Source organism: Amycolatopsis sp. lyj-109 (assembly GCF_046548995.1).
In the GTDB taxonomy this organism is placed as follows: Bacteria; Actinomycetota; Actinomycetes; order Mycobacteriales; family Pseudonocardiaceae; genus Amycolatopsis.
Genome location: NZ_JAJPWR010000005.1, coordinates 169,104 through 186,093, shown reverse-complemented (window position 1 = coordinate 186,093; position 16,990 = coordinate 169,104). Strand labels below are relative to the sequence as shown.

Annotated in this window: 15 protein-coding genes; 7 read left to right on the top strand and 8 right to left on the bottom strand. The window is 71.4% G+C overall.

From position 1 onward, the window contains the following. Position 1 precedes the first annotated feature (1 nt). Complete coding sequence (locus ACLJQF_RS12955) at positions 2 to 697, top strand: DUF2334 domain-containing protein (RefSeq protein WP_410608549.1); 696 nt, start codon at positions 2 to 4, stop codon at positions 695 to 697. Here the strand turns inward: ACLJQF_RS12955 and ACLJQF_RS12950 are convergent. After that, positions 667 to 1,359, bottom strand: a complete 693-nt coding sequence (locus ACLJQF_RS12950; RefSeq protein ID WP_410608548.1) for a DUF2306 domain-containing protein — start codon at positions 1,357 to 1,359, stop codon at positions 667 to 669. The two genes, ACLJQF_RS12955 and ACLJQF_RS12950, sit on opposite strands and share 31 nt — an antisense overlap. Positions 1,360 to 1,399: 40 nt before the next feature. Between ACLJQF_RS12950 and ACLJQF_RS12945 the strand changes: the two genes are divergently transcribed. Beyond that, the gene (locus ACLJQF_RS12945; protein ID WP_410608546.1) at positions 1,400 to 2,146 is read left to right on the top strand and encodes a TetR/AcrR family transcriptional regulator; all 747 of its coding nucleotides are present in this window, start codon (positions 1,400 to 1,402) and stop codon (positions 2,144 to 2,146) included. Here ACLJQF_RS12945 and ACLJQF_RS12940 read toward each other — a convergent pair. Genes ACLJQF_RS12940 through ACLJQF_RS12930 form a run of 3 tightly spaced genes read right to left on the bottom strand, consistent with a single transcriptional unit; the run spans position 2,109 to position 4,485 of the window. Next, a complete protein-coding gene (locus ACLJQF_RS12940) occupies positions 2,109 to 2,744 on the bottom strand; it encodes an MBL fold metallo-hydrolase (protein WP_410608545.1) in 636 nt (211 codons plus the stop codon). The genes ACLJQF_RS12945 and ACLJQF_RS12940 overlap by 38 nt on opposite strands. A 34-nt stretch (positions 2,745 to 2,778) precedes the next feature. Beyond that, positions 2,779 to 3,549 carry a tyrosine-protein phosphatase gene (locus tag ACLJQF_RS12935; RefSeq protein WP_410608544.1) on the bottom strand — a complete coding sequence of 257 codons (771 nt, stop codon included), beginning with the start codon at positions 3,547 to 3,549 and terminating at the stop codon, positions 2,779 to 2,781. A gap of 3 nt (positions 3,550 to 3,552) precedes the next feature. Next, positions 3,553 to 4,485, bottom strand: coding sequence for a DUF5937 family protein (locus tag ACLJQF_RS12930; protein ID WP_410608543.1), 933 nt, complete (start codon positions 4,483 to 4,485; stop codon positions 3,553 to 3,555). 61 nt (positions 4,486 to 4,546) lie between these two features. Between ACLJQF_RS12930 and ACLJQF_RS12925 the strand changes: the two genes are divergently transcribed. Then, positions 4,547 to 5,686 (top strand): MFS transporter, encoded by a 1,140-nt coding sequence (locus tag ACLJQF_RS12925; protein WP_410608542.1) that lies wholly within the window; start codon positions 4,547 to 4,549, stop codon positions 5,684 to 5,686. A 33-nt stretch (positions 5,687 to 5,719) separates the two neighbouring features. Beyond that, positions 5,720 to 7,216 (top strand): aldehyde dehydrogenase family protein, encoded by a 1,497-nt coding sequence (locus tag ACLJQF_RS12920; RefSeq protein ID WP_410608541.1) that lies wholly within the window; start codon positions 5,720 to 5,722, stop codon positions 7,214 to 7,216. On the opposite strand, the gene ACLJQF_RS12915 is transcribed toward ACLJQF_RS12920, so the two are convergent. Continuing rightward, a complete protein-coding gene (locus ACLJQF_RS12915) occupies positions 7,213 to 8,781 on the bottom strand; it encodes a GMC family oxidoreductase (protein WP_410608540.1) in 1,569 nt (522 codons plus the stop codon). The genes ACLJQF_RS12920 and ACLJQF_RS12915 overlap by 4 nt on opposite strands. 155 nt (positions 8,782 to 8,936) lie before the next feature. Between ACLJQF_RS12915 and purS the strand changes: the two genes are divergently transcribed. Both purS and purQ read left to right on the top strand, forming a co-directional pair. Next, the gene (gene purS / locus ACLJQF_RS12910) at positions 8,937 to 9,176 is read left to right on the top strand and encodes a phosphoribosylformylglycinamidine synthase subunit PurS (RefSeq protein ID WP_086675945.1); all 240 of its coding nucleotides are present in this window, start codon (positions 8,937 to 8,939) and stop codon (positions 9,174 to 9,176) included. Further along, a complete protein-coding gene (gene purQ, locus ACLJQF_RS12905; protein ID WP_410608538.1) occupies positions 9,173 to 9,850 on the top strand; it encodes a phosphoribosylformylglycinamidine synthase subunit PurQ in 678 nt (225 codons plus the stop codon). Before purS ends, purQ begins: the two co-directional genes overlap by 4 nt. A gap of 83 nt (positions 9,851 to 9,933) precedes the next feature. Here the strand turns inward: purQ and ACLJQF_RS12900 are convergent, their stop codons facing one another. Then, positions 9,934 to 11,676 carry an ABC transporter ATP-binding protein gene (locus ACLJQF_RS12900; protein ID WP_410608536.1) on the bottom strand — a complete coding sequence of 581 codons (1,743 nt, stop codon included), beginning with the start codon at positions 11,674 to 11,676 and terminating at the stop codon, positions 9,934 to 9,936. Continuing rightward, positions 11,673 to 13,307 (bottom strand): ABC transporter ATP-binding protein, encoded by a 1,635-nt coding sequence (locus tag ACLJQF_RS12895; protein WP_410608535.1) that lies wholly within the window; start codon positions 13,305 to 13,307, stop codon positions 11,673 to 11,675. Before ACLJQF_RS12895 ends, ACLJQF_RS12900 begins: the two co-directional genes overlap by 4 nt. Before the next feature lie 248 nt (positions 13,308 to 13,555). Between ACLJQF_RS12895 and purL the strand changes: the two genes are divergently transcribed. Further along, a complete protein-coding gene (gene purL / locus ACLJQF_RS12890) occupies positions 13,556 to 15,838 on the top strand; it encodes a phosphoribosylformylglycinamidine synthase subunit PurL (RefSeq protein WP_410608533.1) in 2,283 nt (760 codons plus the stop codon). A 72-nt stretch (positions 15,839 to 15,910) separates the two neighbouring features. Here purL and ACLJQF_RS12885 read toward each other — a convergent pair whose 3' ends face one another. Beyond that, the gene (locus tag ACLJQF_RS12885) at positions 15,911 to 16,990 is read right to left on the bottom strand and encodes a pentapeptide repeat-containing protein (RefSeq protein WP_410608531.1); all 1,080 of its coding nucleotides are present in this window, start codon (positions 16,988 to 16,990) and stop codon (positions 15,911 to 15,913) included.

Here is a 16,990-nt window from a genome sequence, read left to right as displayed (position 1 = left end):
TGTGGACGCTCGCTTGCTGGTTTCGCTGTCGGGAATCACCCCGCGCACGCTGCACCGGTGCGCCGACCTCGCGGCCGAACTCGACCGCCGCCGGGTGCCGCTCTCGGTCCTGTACGCCGCCCGCACCGGCGAAGGCCCGGTGACGGAATGGGTGCGCACCCGCGCCCGCCGCGGTGATTCCGTGCTGCTGCACGGCTACGACCACTCCGTCACGCCCACGCACCGCGCGGTGTACCTGGGCAAGCGGGCGGAGTTCGCGACGCTGCCGGCGCACGAGGCGCGCCTGCGGCTGATCGCCGCGCGAGCCGCACTGGACAACGCGGGGTTGTCGGTCGACGGCTTCGCGCCGCCGCGCTGGATCGCGTCCCCAGGCACGCTGCAGGCACTGACCGAGCACGGTTTCCGCCTGTGCGCGGACCTCGGCGCGGTGCGGGACCTCGTGACCGGCGAGGTGCGCCGCGCGCGGGTGAGTGAGTTCACGAGCCAGTCGCACCGCACGGAGACGGTGCGCTGCTTCGCGCTGGTGCTGGCGGCGGCGCGGTCGGCCCGCCGGGGCGGGCTGGTCCGGCTGGGGGTGGATGCCATGGACCTGACCCGCCCCGGCCTCCGCCAGGCCCTGCTCGACGCGGTGGACGTCGCCCTGGAGAACCGCGCGTTCGGCGCGACCTACGGTTCGCTGCGAGCGGTGACGGCCTGACGTTTCGCGGGTTTGCGGCGTTCGAGCAGCCAGTCGGTGAGCAGGAGCAGCGTCAGCGGGCTGACCCAGACGCCGATGCCGGCGGCGCTGTAGCGCATGAGTTCTTCGCTGCCGCCGAAGGTGGTGTCCACCTGCGGCGTGAGCACGATCGTGGCGACCACGTTGACGACCCGGCTCAGGATGATCGACATGCTGAGCGCGAAGCTGCGGGACATCCACCGGCGGTGTTCGCCGTAGCGGCGTTGCCGGGCCAGCCACAGGCCGGCGACGGTGACCGTGATCCACAGCGCCGAGCCCACCAGGTTCGCCACACGCACGGACGGGCCGGCCGTGGTGTGCCAGCCGATGTACAGCCCGAGCAGGCCGGCGGGGAGCGCGCCGCAGAAGACGTAGATCCGGCCGGTGATCCGGTGCCCACGCCGGTAGCGGGCGCGGAACGCGGGCCAGATCTGGAAGCACGCGGTCACCATCGCGACCGTGCCGAACAGGACGTGCGCGACCAGCGCGGGGTAGTAGACGGCGTTGTGTTCCGGTGGTCTCAGCCGGGACTGGGCCGGGTCGAAGGTCAGGTACGGCGGGACCGAAAAGGCCAGGAAGGCAGCCGCTACCAGCAGTAGCGGAACGATCCAGGGGCGGCGCCACCAGGAAACAGTGTATGTCATACACCCGAGTGTATGTCATACACGGTTTTAGGATGGGGAGATGGCGACGCAGGACGACAAGGTGGAGCGCAGTCTCGAACTGCTGTGGGCCGGGCGATCGAGGGGGCGACGCGGCCCCCGGGCGCAGCTCACCGTGGCGAAGATCGCGGACGCCGCCGTCCGGATCGCGGATGCGGACGGCCTGGAGGCGCTGTCGATGCAGCGGATCGCCACCGAGCTCGGCTACTCGACCATGGCGCTCTACAAGCACATCCCGAGCAAGGACCTGCTGCTCGAAGTGGTCGCCGACGTCGGTGCCGGACGGCCCCCGGAGCTCGACGGCGGCTTCCGGACGGCGGTCCGGCAGTGGGTGGGCGCGCTGTGGGCGGGCTTCCAGACCCGGCCGTGGATCCTGCGCGTCCCGCTCGACCACACGCCGATCGGCCCCAACCAGCTCGCCTGGCTCGACCGCCTGCTGCGGCCCCTGCTGGCGGCCGGCCTGGCGGGCGCCGAGGCCCGGGCGGCGGCCCTGCACTTGACGGCGGTCGTGCGCGGCACGGCCCAGATCAGCCTGCAACTCACCGGCCCGGCCAGTGACGGCGAGCTGGCCCGGGCCCTGGCGGCCGTGGTGGATCCGGCGGAATACCCGGCGCTGACGACGGTCCACGAGGCCGAAGCCGCCGGCGGCCCCGGGTACGAATCGGAAGGGCTGCCGGCGGAACTCGGCTTCGGCGTGGACCGGTTCCTCGACGGCGTCGAGGCGTGGGTGGCTAGAACTTCGCCGGCTCAGCCCGTTCCAGCACCTTGACCTCGGTGCCTTCGGGCGCGAGGTTGCCGAACAGGCCGTAGTGCATGGCGGGATTGGCGAGCACGGCCTCGTGGATCGGCACGGCCACCCGCGGCGCAACGGCCCGCAGGTAGTCGACGGCCTCCCCGGCCTTGAGCCACGGCGCCCCGGTGGGCAGCCCCAGCACGTCGATCTTCTGCTCGGGAACGAAGAACGAGTCGCCGGGGTGGAAGAAGGCGCCGTCGTCGAAGACGTACCCGATGTTCGGGATGACGGGAATGTCGGAGTGGATGACGGCGTGCTCCCCGCCGACGGCCTTGATCGAGGTGTCCCCGACGGCGAAGGCGGCTCCGACGTTGGCGATGTCGAACTGCAGGCCCAGTTTTTCGACTTCCGGAGCGGACCCGGGATCGACGATCAGCTTCGCGCCCGGGTTGGCGTCGAGGACCTTGGGCAGCCGTTCGACGTCGAGGTGGTCGAAGTGCTGGTGCGTCACCAGCACCGCGGACAGCTCCCGCTCACCTTCGAAGCCGGTGGAGAAGACGCCGGGATCGATCAGGATCCGCTCGGAACCGGTCTCCAGCAACACACAGGCGTGTCCGAAATGGACGATACGCATCGATGGTTCTCCTTCACGGGTGGTCGTTTCCAGCCTAGTCCCGCTGAGTCAGCCGGCGCCGGATCTCGTCGAGGGCGGTGCCTGCTACCCCGGCCTCGAGGAGGTACCGCTCGACGTCGAAACCGGCGAGCGTGTCCCGGATGGCGGCCGCGGTCGTGGTGCCCCGCGCCGCGAGGACCGCCGCGATGACCGGGCCCTGCTCTTCGGCGCCCATCGCGGCGAACAGCGGTTTCACGGCTTCGGCGGACAGGTCGTAGTCCGCGGCGATGGTGTCCACCTCGACGTCGGCCAGCGCCAGGAGCAGGAGCGCGACGAGACCGGTCCGGTCGCGCCCCGCACCGCAGTGGAACAGGACGCCGCCGGGGGCGGACCGGGCGATCGCGTTCATGACCGCGGCGCAGCGCTCGGCCTTCCGGTCGAGGAAGACGCGGTAGTAGAGCGGGGAGCCGTTGAGCCGCTCGCGGTTGACGTACCGCCAGAACTCGAGGTCGTCGATGTCGTCGAGGGGAACCTCGACCCGGTCGATGCCCACCGGTGTCACCGGACCGGCCGCGGCGGCGAACCGCGCGGAACCCGCCAGCGCCGTCGGAGCGTCCGCCGTCGGCCGGATCTCGTCGGGGTTGCGCAGGTCGATGACGGTCCGGACGCCGGACTCCCGCGCCTGAGCCCACCCGGTGTCGGTCACGAACCGCAGGTCGGCCGCCCTGAAGAACGCGCCGCGGCGAGTCGTGCGGCCCGATCGCGTCGGCAGGCCACCGAGATCCCTGGTGTTGTGGAAGCCGTCCCAAGTCACTTCTCTGTCCACCCGTCACAGTTTGCCGGTCAGCAACGCGTCACCCAGCTCCGTCCGCCGGTACAGCACCCGATGTCCCCGCCGCTCCGAAGCCAGCAACCCCGCCCCGCGCAACGCGGTCAGGTGCGCCGAAACCGTCGCCGCCGCGAGCCCGTGCCGGCCGGCCAGCTCGGTCGTCGCCGCCGGGCGATCGAGCGTCGTCAGCAACAACGCGCGCGTCCGGCCGAGCACCTCGGCCAGCGGTTCCGGCGGCGCGGCGGAAGAACTCCACAGCGAAGCCACGCCCCGGGCCGGGTACAACAGCGAAACCTGCCACGGCGGCACCGTCACCACCCCGACGTCCGGCCACGCGAACACCGCCGGGATCAGCAGCAACCCCCGCGAGTCGATCGACAGCCGCTCCCGGGCCCGGATGTCGACCAGCACCGACGTCCCCGACAGCCGGACGCGCGGGTGGAGCTCCGCCAGCATCGCCGCGAGGCCGCCCGAACCCAGTTGACGCGTCCGGTGGGCGATGTCCGCCGCGAGCAGCTCGCGCAGGCGCGGCCACTGCGGTGCCAGCACCGCCTGCCACACCGTCTCCAGCTGGGCGGCGAGCAGGTCGCGCGCGGCCGCGGGATCGGCCGGCAGCCCGGACAGGTCCGCGTCGACCATGCCCAGCTCCAGCGCCACCTGCGCGGGCGGGGTCGTGCGAACCACCTCGAGCTGCGCCTCGGCGGTCGTTTCGGGACCGGCGGGCGGCGGGCTCAGGAACTCGGTGATGTAGTGCCGTGCGCTCAGCACCGCCGTCAGCTCGGGCACGTCGGGCACGTCGGAGAGCCACGGCAGGGGCGCGGGGTGCCGCCGGATGCCGAGCAGTGTCTGGACCGCGCCCAGCACCTCCTCCAACGGCGAGATCGCGAAGCGGACGCGGTGACTCCCGGCCGCGGTCAAGACCAGCTCGATCACGACTGATTCGCTCTCATCCGAATCAGTATGCCGCGGCAGCGCGCCAGGAGAGCGTGACGGCATGTCGTTGTTCACCCATCGCGCGTACTGGCGCTGGTCGGCGGGCGTCCAGTTCGCCCGGCTGCCGTCGACCATGGCGCCGCTCGCGTTCACCCTGCTCACCACCGCCATGACCGGTTCGTACCGGCTCGGCGGCGTGCTGATGTCGGTCTTCGTGGTCGCCGAGATGGCCGGCGCCGTGCCGGTCGGGCGGCTGCTGGACCGCGTCGGCCCGGCTCGCGGCCTGCCGGCGTTGCTCCTGCTGACCGCGGCCGGGTACGTGGTGCTGGCGCTGGCCGCCGACGCTCCCGCACCCGTCCTGTTCGCGCTCGTCCTGCTTCCCGGCGTCTCGGCCGGCGCGTTGTCCGGTGGCTTCCGGACGCTGCTGGCCGACACGGTCGACGACGCGCTGCTGCCGCGGGCGATCTCCGTCGACGCGATGATCCTCGAAGGCGTGCTGATCGGCGGTCCGGCCCTGGTCGTGCTGCTCGACCTCGCCGGCACGTTCGTGCCGGTCGCCGCCATGGCCGTCGCCTGCGTGGCGGCCGCCGTGCTCGTCCCGCGCCGCGCGGGTGCGCCCGAGCGGGCCGAATCCGGTGCCGACGTCCCCGCGGCCCGCCTCGCCACCTACCTGCCGTGGCTGTGCTGCGCGTTCACCGTCGGGCTGCTGCTTTCGACGATCGAGGTGGCGCCGCTACCGCTGGTCCAGCGCCTCGGGGCGCCCGCGACCGCGGCACCCGTGGTGATCGTCGTGCTGAGCGGTGCGAGCATCGCCGGCAGCGCGCTCTACGCGTGGCGGGGCAAGACCGGCGACCCGCGGCTGTTCCTCGGCGGGTTCGTGGCCGGCGGGCTCGTGCTCGCCGTCGATCTCGGCTGGCCCGGGCTGCTCGCCTCGGTCGCCGTGATCGGCGGCTGCACCGGGCCGCTGGTGGCCGCGACGTCGGTCAACCTGCAGCGACTGCTGCCGAAGAACCGCAGGTCAGCAGGGTTCTCGCTGAGTTTCACCGTGCAGGCGGCCGGCTTCGGGCTCGGCTCGCTGGCGGTCGGCGTGCTGCCACTGTGGGTGACCCCGTTGTTCGGTGTCTTTGCCGCGGCGATCGCCGGTGGAATGCTGGTGCTGAAGTCCGGACGAGCTATTGGCACCGTGTCAGTAACGTCGTAACCTGGGCTGAGCCTCGACTTATGGGAGACGCCGATGACTGCCGTCCAGCCGAAGCCGACGACGGTCGGCGAAACCTTCGACTCGCTCAGCCCGGCGACCGACGAGGTGGTCGGAACCTACCCGATCCACACCGCGGAGGACGTCAAGGCGGCGGTCGAACGGGCGCGCGTCGCGGCGGAGTGGTGGGCGGGCCTCGGCTTCGCCGGGCGCGCCGAGCGGCTCAAGGGTTGGAAGGGCGTGCTGACCCGGCGGCTGCCGCAGCTGTGCCAGGTGGTCCGCGACGAGACCGGCAAGCCGATCGCCGACGCACAGCTGGAGAGCGTCCTGGCCATCGAGCACATCGCGTGGGCGGGCAAGCACGCGAAGAAGATCCTCGGCAAGCAGAAGCGCTCGGCCGGGCTGCTGATGTCGAACCAGGCGGCGACCGTCGAGTACCAGCCGCTGGGCGTGGTCGGCGTGATCGGCCCGTGGAACTACCCGGTGTTCACCCCGCTCGGCTCGGTCGCGTACGCCCTCGCGGCGGGCAACGCCGTGGTGTTCAAGCCCAGCGAGTACACGCCGGGCGTCGGGAAGTGGCTGGTCGACGCGTTCGCCGAGATCGTGCCGGAGCAGCCGGTGCTGCAGCTGATCACCGGCTTCGGCGAGACGGGCGCGGCCCTGGTGGGGGCTGGTGTCGACAAGATCGCCTTCACCGGCTCGACGGCGACGGGCAAGCGCATCATGGCCGCGGCGGCCGAGACGCTCACCCCGGTGGTCATCGAGGCGGGCGGCAAGGACCCGGTCCTCGTCGACGCGGACGCCGACCTCGACGCGGCGGCGGACGCCACGGTCTGGGGCGCGTTCTCCAACTCCGGCCAGACCTGCATCGGCGTCGAGCGGGTGTACGTCCACGAGAAGGTCCACGACGAGTTCGTGGCGAAGGTGGTCGAGAAGTCGAAGGACGTCCGCGCGGGCTCGGACGAGGCGGCCCAGTACGGCCCGGTGACGATGCCGTCCCAGCTGGGCGTGATCAAGCGCCACATCCACGACGCCCTCGCCCGCGGCGGCAAGGCGGTGCTCGGCGGCGAGGACGCGGTGGGCGACCGCTACGCGCAGCCGACGGTCTTGGTGGACGTCCCGGAGGATTCCGAGGCGGTCAAGGAGGAGACGTTCGGCCCCACGGTGACGATCGCGAAGGTCCGTGACATGGACGAAGCGGTCGAGCGCGCGAACAACACGAAGTACGGCTTGGGCTCGACGGTGTTCTCGAAGTCCCGCGGAGTCGAGCTGGCGGAGAAGCTGCGCACGGGCATGACGGCGATCAACGCGCCGCTGTCGTTCGCCGGGATCGCATCGCTGCCGTTCGGCGGCGTGGGCGACTCGGGCTTCGGCCGGATCCACGGACCGGAGGGCTTGCGCGAGTTCGCCCGCACCAAGGCGATCGCGCGCCAGCGGTTCACCGCGCCGCTGACGCTGACGTCGTTCAGCCGCAAGGATTCGACGGACGCGCTGGTCGCCAAGCTGGTGACCATCCTCCACGGCAAGCGCTAGCGGCCCCGGATCAGGTCCGCGGCCTTCTCCGCGACCATGACGGTCGGCGCGTTCGTGTTGCCCCGCGGCACCACGGGCATCACGGACGCGTCGACCACCCGCAGGCCCTCGACGCCGTTGACGCGCAGCCCCGGGTCGACCACCGTGCCGATCGCACAAGTCCCCACGGGGTGATAGAGCGTCTGCGTGTTCTCCCGGATGTGCTCGGCCAGCTCGGAATCACTCAGGTCGTGCCGCAACGGCAGGAACGGCTTGTCCAGGAACCGCCGCAACGGCCCCACCTGCCCGATCTCGATCAACGCCCGCAGCCCCGCGATCATCGTCTCCATGTCACGCGGCTCCGCGTAGTAGGCCGGGTCGATTTCCGGCTTCCACAACGGATTCGCGGACTTCAGCCGCAGCCGTCCGCGGCTCGCCACGTCCACCAGCGTCGCCCCCGCCGTGAACCCGGAAATGGTCGGCTCGTGCAACCCGTTGTCGTGGAACGACGTCGGCACCACGTGGATCTGCATGTCCGGCGCCGGCAGGCCGTCCGTGGTCGGGTAGAACGCGCCCGCTTCGCCGATGTTCGACGTCAAGGGGCCGCGCTTGGTCAGCTGGTAGCGGAGCAAGCCGCGCGGAGTGGCCGCGTCGACCAGGTCGGTCGTGCCGCGGGTGGACCAGATGATCCCGCACGCCGGGTGGTCGTGCAGGTTCTCGCCGACGCCCGGCAGCGCGGCGACGACGTCGATGCCGTGCTCGCGCAGGTGCTCGGCCGGGCCCACGCCCGAAACCATGAGCAGTTGCGGAGAGTTGACGGCGCCACCGGAAAGAACGACCTCGGCCGCAGCGTGTGCGGTCCGCTCCACGCCGTTGTCCAGATAGGACACGCCCACCGCGCGGGTCCCCTCGAAGACGACGCGGGTGGCGGGCGCGCACGTCTTCACCGTGAGGTTCGGCCGCTCGAGCGCCGGGCGCAGGTAGGCGTCCGCCGTGGACCACCGGCGGCCCTTCTTGCACGTCACCTGGTAGACGCCGGCGCCTTCCTGGCTTTCGCCGTTGAAGTCGTCGGTGCGCTTGAGGCCCCACGCGACGGCCGAGTCGACCCAGGCGTGCGACAGCTCGTGGGTGAACCGGCGGTCTTCGACGTGCAGCGGGCCGTCGGTGCCGTGCAGCGGCCCGCCGAGCCGCTGGTTGCCCTCGGCGCGCTTGAAGTACGGCAGGACGTCGTCCCAGCCCCAGCCCTCGGCGCCGTGGGAATCGCGCCAGCCGTCGTAGTCGGCGCGGTTGCCGCGGATGTAGATCATCGCGTTGATCGACGAGGAGCCGCCGAGCATCTTCCCGCGCGGCCAGTACAGCTTCTTGCCCGTGTGCTTCTGCTCGACGGTCTCGTAGTTCCAGTCCCACTTGGTCTTGAACAGCGACGCGAACGCGGCCGGGATGTGGATCTCGTCCGCGGTGTCCTCCGCGCCCGCTTCGAGCAGCAGGACCTGCGCCGCCGGGTCTTCGGTCAGCCGGTTCGCCAGCACGCAGCCCGCGCTCCCGGCGCCGACGATGACGTAGTCGTAGGAGTCTTGGATGGCCACGGTGCCTCCTGTTGGCGAGATGTCAACGACTCATCATGGCGCGGCGCCGCGCCTTCGGCCAGTCTAGGTTTTCCGGTGGGCCCCGCCAGGGGGTCGAGAGGGTGAACTATGCTCGCGGGGTACCCACGACCTGCGTGAATAAGGAGCAGCCTGCCGTGGCCCGAGTCGTCGTCGACGTCATGCCGAAGCCCGAAATCCTCGACCCGCAGGGACAGGCCGCGCTCGGCGCCGCCGGCCGCCTGGGGTTCACCGGGATCAAGGAGATCCGCCAGGGCAAGCACTTCGAGATCGAGGTCGACGACACGGTCGACGACGCGACGCTCGAGAAGATCGCCGAGGGCTTCCTCGCGAACCCGGTCATCGAGCAGTGGACGATCACGCGGGTGGACGCGTGAGCGCGCGCATCGGCGTCATCACCTTCCCGGGAACGCTGGACGACGGCGACGCGGCCCGCGCGGTCCGCTACGCCGGCGGCGAGGCGGTGTCGCTGTGGCACGCCGACGAGGACCTGCGTGACGTCGACGCCGTGATCGTCCCGGGCGGCTTCTCCTACGGCGACTACCTGCGCGCGGGCGTGATCGCCCGGTTCGCGCCGGTCATGACGCCGGTGATCGAGGCGGCGCGCGCGGGCATGCCGGTGCTCGGCATCTGCAACGGGTTCCAGATCCTGTGCGAGGCCGGCCTGCTGCCCGGCGCGATGATCCGCAACCAGGGGCTGCACTTCATCTGCCGCGACCAGTGGCTGCGGGTGGAGAACACCGACACGGCGTGGACCACCCGGTACGAAACCGGCGCGGAAATCCTCATCCCGATGAAGAACATCGACGGCTGCTACATGGCCGAGCAGTCCACTTTGGATGAGCTGGAGGGCGAGGGCCGCGTGGTGTTCCGGTACGTCGGCGGGAACCCGAACGGGTCGCGCAACGACATCGCCGGGATCCGCAGCGAGAACGGCCGGGTCGTCGGGCTGATGCCGCACCCGGAGCACGCGATCGACGCGCTGACCGGGCCGTCCGATGACGGGCTCGGCATGTTCTTCAGCGCGGTGGACGCGCTCGTGAAGGCCTGACCCTTCCCAACTCTGCCGCAGCTGGTCGTGAGTGGTAATGAGGGTTAGAACCCTCATTACCACTCACGACCAGCTGGGCGCCGTCAGCTCGCCGCCGCGACCAACCGCGCGTACGAGCCGCCCGCCGACAGCAGCTCCTCGTGCGGGCCCAGCTCCGTGATCCGGCCGCCCTCGACCACCGCGACCCGGTCCGCCGCCGCGGCCGTGTGCAGGCGGTGCGCGATCGCGATCACCGTCCGGCCCGCCAGCACGCTGCTCAGCGACCGCTCCAGGTCCCGGGCCGAGCCCGTGTCCAGCAACGACGTCGCCTCGTCGAGCACCAGCGTGTGCGGGTCCGCCAGCACCACCCGGGCCAGCGCCAGCTGCTGCGCGATCGCCGCCGGCACCGGGTGCTCACCCGGCCCGAGCTTCGTGTCCAGCCCGGACGGCAGCGTCGCGACCCACTCCGACGCCCCCGCCGACGCGCACGCCGCCGCCAGCTCCTCATCCGTCCAGTCGCCACCCGCCCGGCGGGCCGGCAGCGCCAGGTTCTGCCGCAGCGTCCCGGAGAACACGTGGTGCTCCTGGGTCAGCAGCAGCACCTCGCCGCGCAGCACGTCGTCGGCCAGCGCCGAGACGTCCTGGCCGCCGATGCGCACCGAGCCCGCCGACGGCGCCGCGATGCCGGCCAGCAGCCGTCCGAGCGTCGACTTGCCCGCACCCGACGGCCCGACGATCGCCAGCCGCTCGCCGCGCGGGACCCGCAGGTCGATGCCGTGCAGGACCTCGCGGTCGGCGGTGTAGCTGAACCGCACGCCGTGGACGTCGATGTCGCGCCCGCGCGGCACCTCGTCCACGCGCGCGGAATTGTCGGCGACCGACCGGACGCCGAGGATCCGGCGCGCCGCGGCCGCCGCGACCTGCAGGTCCTCCAGCCAGAAAAGTGCCTCGTTGAGCGGCGCGGCCATTCCTTGCGCGTACAGCAGCATCGTGGTGATCTCGCCGAGCCCGGCCCAGCCCTGTGCGTACGCGAGCAGCCCGAGCGGCAGCATGACCGCCAGCGGCAGCACGTAGCTGATCTCCAGCGACGGCAGCCACCGCAGCTGCAGCGCACGCATCCGGCGTTCGCCGTAGATGCTCTGGTCCAGCGCGTCGTGCGCGGCGTCGATCCGCCGTTCGGTCAGCCCGAGCGCCTCGGTCGTGCGCGCGCCCTCCGCGGTCTCGTGGACGCTGGTGGTCAGGTCGGCCCAGCGGTCGAGCATCCACTGCATCACCGACGGGATCCGCCGCTGGTACCAGACGTTCACGGGTACCAGCAGCGGCAGTGCGACGAGCAGGCCCAGCGACAGCAGCGGCGACGTCACCACCATCGCGACGATCGTGAACACCACGGTCACCGCGGCGACCAGGATCTCCGGCGCCGCGAACCGCGCCGCGTGGTCGATCCGGCCGAGGTCGGTGGTGGCGCGGCTGAGCAGGTCGCCGGTGCCGGCCGCTTCGACCGTGCCGAGTGGCAGCTGCAGCGCCGTCCCGACGAACTCCTCGCGCGTGTTGGCCAGCACCAGCTCGCCGAAGATCGCGCCGCGCAGCCGCGCGATCTTCCGCGCCACCGCCTGCAGCAGCAGGATGGCGACGAACGCCGCCGCCAGCACGTCGACGTGCCCGGTCGTGGTGCCGGCCGCGACGTCGTCGACGAGCGAGCCGAGCAGCTGCGGCCCGGCCAGGCCGATCAGCGTGGCCACGGTCAGGGAAGCCAGCAACAGGCCGAACTCGCGTTTGTGCACCCGCGCCGTCCGCAAGGCCCAGCGGCGGACGTCCCGGCGGGTCGCCGTGGGAAGCCGTTTCATACCGTGACTACCTTTGCCGTGAAGACTTCGTCCGCTACATGTGTCCACAAGGGACTCTGGCTGAACACCACCGTCGTCCGGCCGCGCCGCAGCTCGGCGATGCGTTCGGTGATGCGGGCCTCCGTGTGCGCGTCGACCGCCGACGTCGGCTCGTCGAGCACCAGCACGTCGGCGTCGGTCGCCAGCGCGCGGGCCAGGTTCAGCCGTTGCCGCTGGCCGCCGGACACCTCACGGCCGCGCTCGCCGATCACCTCGTCGACGCCGTGGGGCAGCGCTTCGACGATGTCGTCGGCATCGGCCGCGAACAGGGCTGCGGTGATGCTGACGCCGCTCCGCCGCACTGGCGCCAGCTGCTCGCGCAGCACGCCCGAGAACCAGATGTCCTGGTTGTGCGCGTAGACGATCCGGCGCCGCAGCTCGGCGAGCGCGACGTGGTCCGCCCGGACCCCGCCGACCAGCACTTCTTCGCCCTCGGCCGGATCGGCGAACCGAGCCAGCCGGTCGGCCACGGCTTCGCCGCCGGCCCCGAAGTCGACGACCGTCAGGCGGCCGGGCGCGACCCGGACCCCGGACTCGGTGTCCACCAGTTCCAGTGGCCCCTCGGGCAGCGGCACCGGCGTCGCCGGGTCCGCCAGCTTCGGGCGGATCGTCAGCAGCGCCACCACCTTCCGCGACGCGACCAGGCCCGACGTGATCGACCCGACGGCCTCCGTCGCGGCGTTGACCGGCCAGATCAGGAAGACCGAGACGCCGTAGAACGCCACCAGCTGCCCGACACCGATCGAGCCGGCCACGGCCAGCCGCGCGCCGAGCCAGGTGATCACCACGGTGACCAGGCCGGGCAGCGCGATCTCCGCCGCGGCCAGCCACGCCTCGGCCTTGCCGACCTCGACGCCGGCCCGCCGCACCCGCTGGCTCGTCTCGCGGAAGCGGGCGAAGAACCGCCGCTCGCCGCCGATGCCGCGCAGGATCCGCAGGCCGGACACGATGTCCGCGCCGAGCGCGTTGACGTCCCCGCGCTTCTCGCGCTGCTTCGCCTTGCGCTTCTGCAGCGGGGCGAGCAGCGGTCCGATGCCGAGCACCGCAACGGGCACGCCGACCAGCGCGACCACGCCGAGCAGCGGCGACGTCGAAACCAGCCACACCGCGACCACGACGAACGCCAGCAGCGAGCCGACCGCTCGGCCGGTCATCTCGACGGTGTTGCCGATGTGGTTGATGTCCGTCGTGGAGACCGCGACGAGGTTCCCGGTGGTGGTCTGCTCGCGCAGCCCGGCGCCGACGCGCGTGGTGTGCGCCGACACCGCCCGCTGGGTGGTGCCCGCGCCGTGCAGCCACAGGCCGTAGTTGAGGAAGTGCAGCCAGGTCCCGAAGAGCGTTTGCACGAGTCCGAGCGCCGCCGCGGCCAGCGCCCAGCGCGAGACGGCCGCGCCGTCGTGCGCGCCGATGGCGCCGATGCCCTGGCCGACGACCAGTGGCAGCAGCGCGCCCGGCAGCGCCCAGACGACGCCGATCGCGGCCGCGCCGAGCACCGTGCCGAGCCGGGCCCGGAACACGGCGAGCAGGAAGCGGCTCGCGGTCAGCCGTGCGGGCAGCCGCAGCGACGGAAAGGGATACGTGGCGGAAAGCACGATTCTCGACGGTAAGCCGACACCCGGGCAAAGGCGACCGATTTTCGGCGGCCCCGCTCGCCCCGGACGTCTTGAATGACTCATTCAGGACCTCGGACGTCCTGAATGAGTCATTCAAGACACTCGGCGGCTCCGATGTCGGCTCGGTCACACCGGCCGCGGGCCGCCCGGGTTCGGCGGCCCACCGTCCGGGGCGTCACCGGGCGGCACGTATTCTGACGGCCGTGGCGAACCCTGACACGGACACCGTGACCAGCACCGTTGACACCACCGAGCGCGCCGGGGCGACCCCGGACCACACGCAGCCCTACCGCGAACTGGGCCTCGCCGACGACGAGTACGCCCGCATCCGGGAGATCCTCGGCCGCCGGCCCACCGACGCGGAGCTGGCGATGTACTCGGTCATGTGGAGCGAGCACTGCTCGTACAAGTCGTCGAAGAAGCACCTGCGCTACTTCGGGGAGACCGCCACCGACGAGATGAAGGCCAAGATGCTGGCCGGCATCGGCGAGAACGCGGGCGTCGTCGACATCGGCGAAGGCTGGGCGGTCACCTTCAAGGTGGAGAGCCACAACCACCCGTCCTATGTGGAGCCGTACCAGGGCGCGGCGACCGGCGTCGGCGGCATCGTCCGCGACATCATGGCGATGGGCGCGCGGCCCCTCGCGGTCGCCGACGCGCTGCGCTTCGGCCCGGCCGACGCCCCCGACACCAAGCGCGTGCTGCCCGGCGTGGTCGCCGGTGTCGGCGGTTACGGCAACTGCCTCGGCCTGCCGAACATCGGCGGCGAGCTGGTCTTCGACCCGTCCTACTCGGGCAACCCGCTGGTGAACGCGCTGTGCGTCGGCGCGATGCGCGTCGAGGACCTGCACCTGGCGTTCGCGTCCGGCACCGGCAACAAGATCATCCTGTTCGGCGCGCGCACCGGCCTCGACGGCATCGGCGGCGTTTCCGTCCTGGCGAGTGACACCTTTTCGGGTGACGAGTCGTCGGGCGGCCGCAAGAAGCTGCCGAGCGTCCAGGTCGGCGACCCGTTCACCGAGAAGGTGCTCATCGAGTGCTGCCTCGAACTGTTCGCGCAGAAGCTCGTCGTCGGCATCCAGGACCTCGGCGGCGCCGGGCTGTCCTGTGCGACGTCCGAACTGGCCGCGGCCGGCGACGGCGGCATGCACATCTACCTCGACCGCGTTCCGTTGCGCGCCACCGGGATGACGCCGGCGGAGGTGCTCTCCAGCGAGTCGCAGGAGCGCATGTGCGCGGTCGTCTCGCCGGAGAACGTCGAGGCGTTCATGGCGGTCTGCCGCAAGTGGGACGTCATCGCCACCGACATCGGCGAGGTCACCGACGGCGAGCACCTGGTCATCACCTGGCACGACGAGGTCGTCGTCGACGTCCCGGCGCACACGGTCGCCCACCAGGGCCCGGTGTACGACCGGCCGATCGAGCGTCCGTCCACTCAGGACGCATTGATCGCGGACACCTCCTCCAAGCTGCCGCGTCCGTCCACTCCGGACGAACTGCGCGCGGACGTGCTCAAGCTCATCGCGTCGCCGAACCAGGCGTCGAAGGAATGGGTGACGTCGCAGTACGACCGGTACGTGCGCGGCAACTCGGTGCTCTCGCAGCCGTCGGACTCCGGCATGATCCGGATCGACGAGTCGTCCGGCCGCGGTGTCTCGGTGGCGACGGACTGCAACAGCAAGTTCGTCTACCTCGACCCGTACCGCGGCGCGCAGCTGGCGCTGGCGGAGGCGTATCGCAACGTCGCGACGGGCGGCGCGACGCCGGTCGCGGTGTCGGACTGCCTGAACTTCGGCGCCCCCACCGACCCGGGGGTGATGTGGCAGTTCGAGCAGGCCGTGCACGGCCTGGCGGACGGCTGCGTCGAGCTCGGCATCCCGGTGACGGGCGGCAACGTGAGCTTCTTCAACCAGACCGGTTCGACGGCGATCCTCCCGACGCCGGTGATCGGCGTCCTCGGCGTGATCGACGACGTGACCCGCCGCATCCCGACGGGCATCGGCGCGGAGGCAGGCGAAACCCTGCTGCTGCTGGGCGAGACGCACGACGAGCTGGACGGCTCGGCGTGGGCCCGCGAGCTGCACGGCCACCTCGGCGGCGTTCCGCCGAGGGTCGATCTCGCCCGCGAGAAGCTGCTGGGCGAAATCCTGGTAGCGGGTTCCCGCGACGGCATGATCTCGGCCGCCCACGACCTGTCGGACGGCGGCCTGATCCAGACCCTGGTCGAGACCGTCCTCATCGGACAGTGCGGCGCCCGGGTGTTCCTGGACGCGGAACAGGATCCGTTCATGCAGCTGTTCTCGGAGTCCGCGGGCCGGGTTCTGGTGGCGGTCCCGCGCACGGAAGAACTCCGCTTCACGGAGATGTGCACGGCCCGCGGCCTGCCGTGGCGCAAGACGGGTGTGGTGGACCCGGATTCGGGCAAGCTGGAGCTCCAGGGCATCACGGAGTTCACGCTCGACGAGCTGCGCGAGGTGTGGGAGCGCACCCTCCCGGCCCTGTTCGACTGACCTGTGGACACGTGAGCGGAGGGCGCCGGAAACTGTCGGTGCCCTCCGCTAGCGTGGAAAACGGGGGCCTGCTCAGCCCGCTTTGGCGACGATCCGCGCGTCCCCGTCGTGCAGTTTTTCCAGCATCCACGCGTCGGGCAGCCGCACGTCTTTCTCGGTGCGCACCACCGTGTTGTACAGCGAAACCGAGTCCGGCAGCGAAGCGAACCGCAGGTCGGTCTGCCCGGCGAACCGGGTACGCCGCAGGTCGAGCTCGTTCGTCGCGTGTGCTCCGGTGAACTCGGCGTCGCCCTCGAACTCGGCGTCCTTGAAGTTCGCCGGTCCGGCGAAGGTCGTATCCGTGAAGTCCGCGTCCTCGGCGAACTTCGTCCCGCTGAACCACGCGCGGCTTTCGAAAATCGCGCCGCGGCAACGGAAGTAGCCCACCAGGCGGCCGGTTTGGGTGCCCGCGGCGGTGAAGTAGACCTGGCCCTTGAAGCGGCAGCCACTGAAGTTCGTGCTGCTGTGCAGCGACGCGTACCGGAGCAGCAGGCCGCCGATCAGCTTGCCGGAAAGGTCGAGGTACTCCAGCCGGGCGCCGGTCAGGTCGAGGTCGTACGCCGAGGCATCGTCGTCGCGCGCGGGCAGCAGGTCGGTGACCAGCCGCTGCGCCGTGAGCCGAACCGTGAGCTCGCGTTCCTGCTCCTCATCCGACCCCTTGTCCGACGACGTGGGCCGGGTGTACGAAAACGGCCGCCGCAGGTACGAGCACAGCACGTCCAGCACCGTCTGGGTGTAGTCCGGCCTGCTCCGCGCCAATCCCGCCAGCGCGTGCAGCGCCCCCACGCGCACCTGGTCGGCGGCGTGCCCGAGCAGCTCGACCGCCTTCGCGAACCGCTCGTCCGCGACCCGCTCGCGGTCCTGTTCCGCGCGCTGCGCCTCGAGTTCGTGCCGCTGCCGCTCGATGTCCTGGCGGCGTTCCTCGACCCGGCGCCGCCGGTCGTTGAGCCACAGCGCGTACAGGGCCACGATCGCGCCGCCGGCCAGGCCGCCCGTCTTCAGCGCGTCACTGCGGCTGGTGGCGGGGTCGGTCAGCAGCCAGCCGCCGACCCCGAGCAACAGCACCAGCGACGCGAGGAACGTCCACGCCAGCGGCGATCGCCACAACTTCAC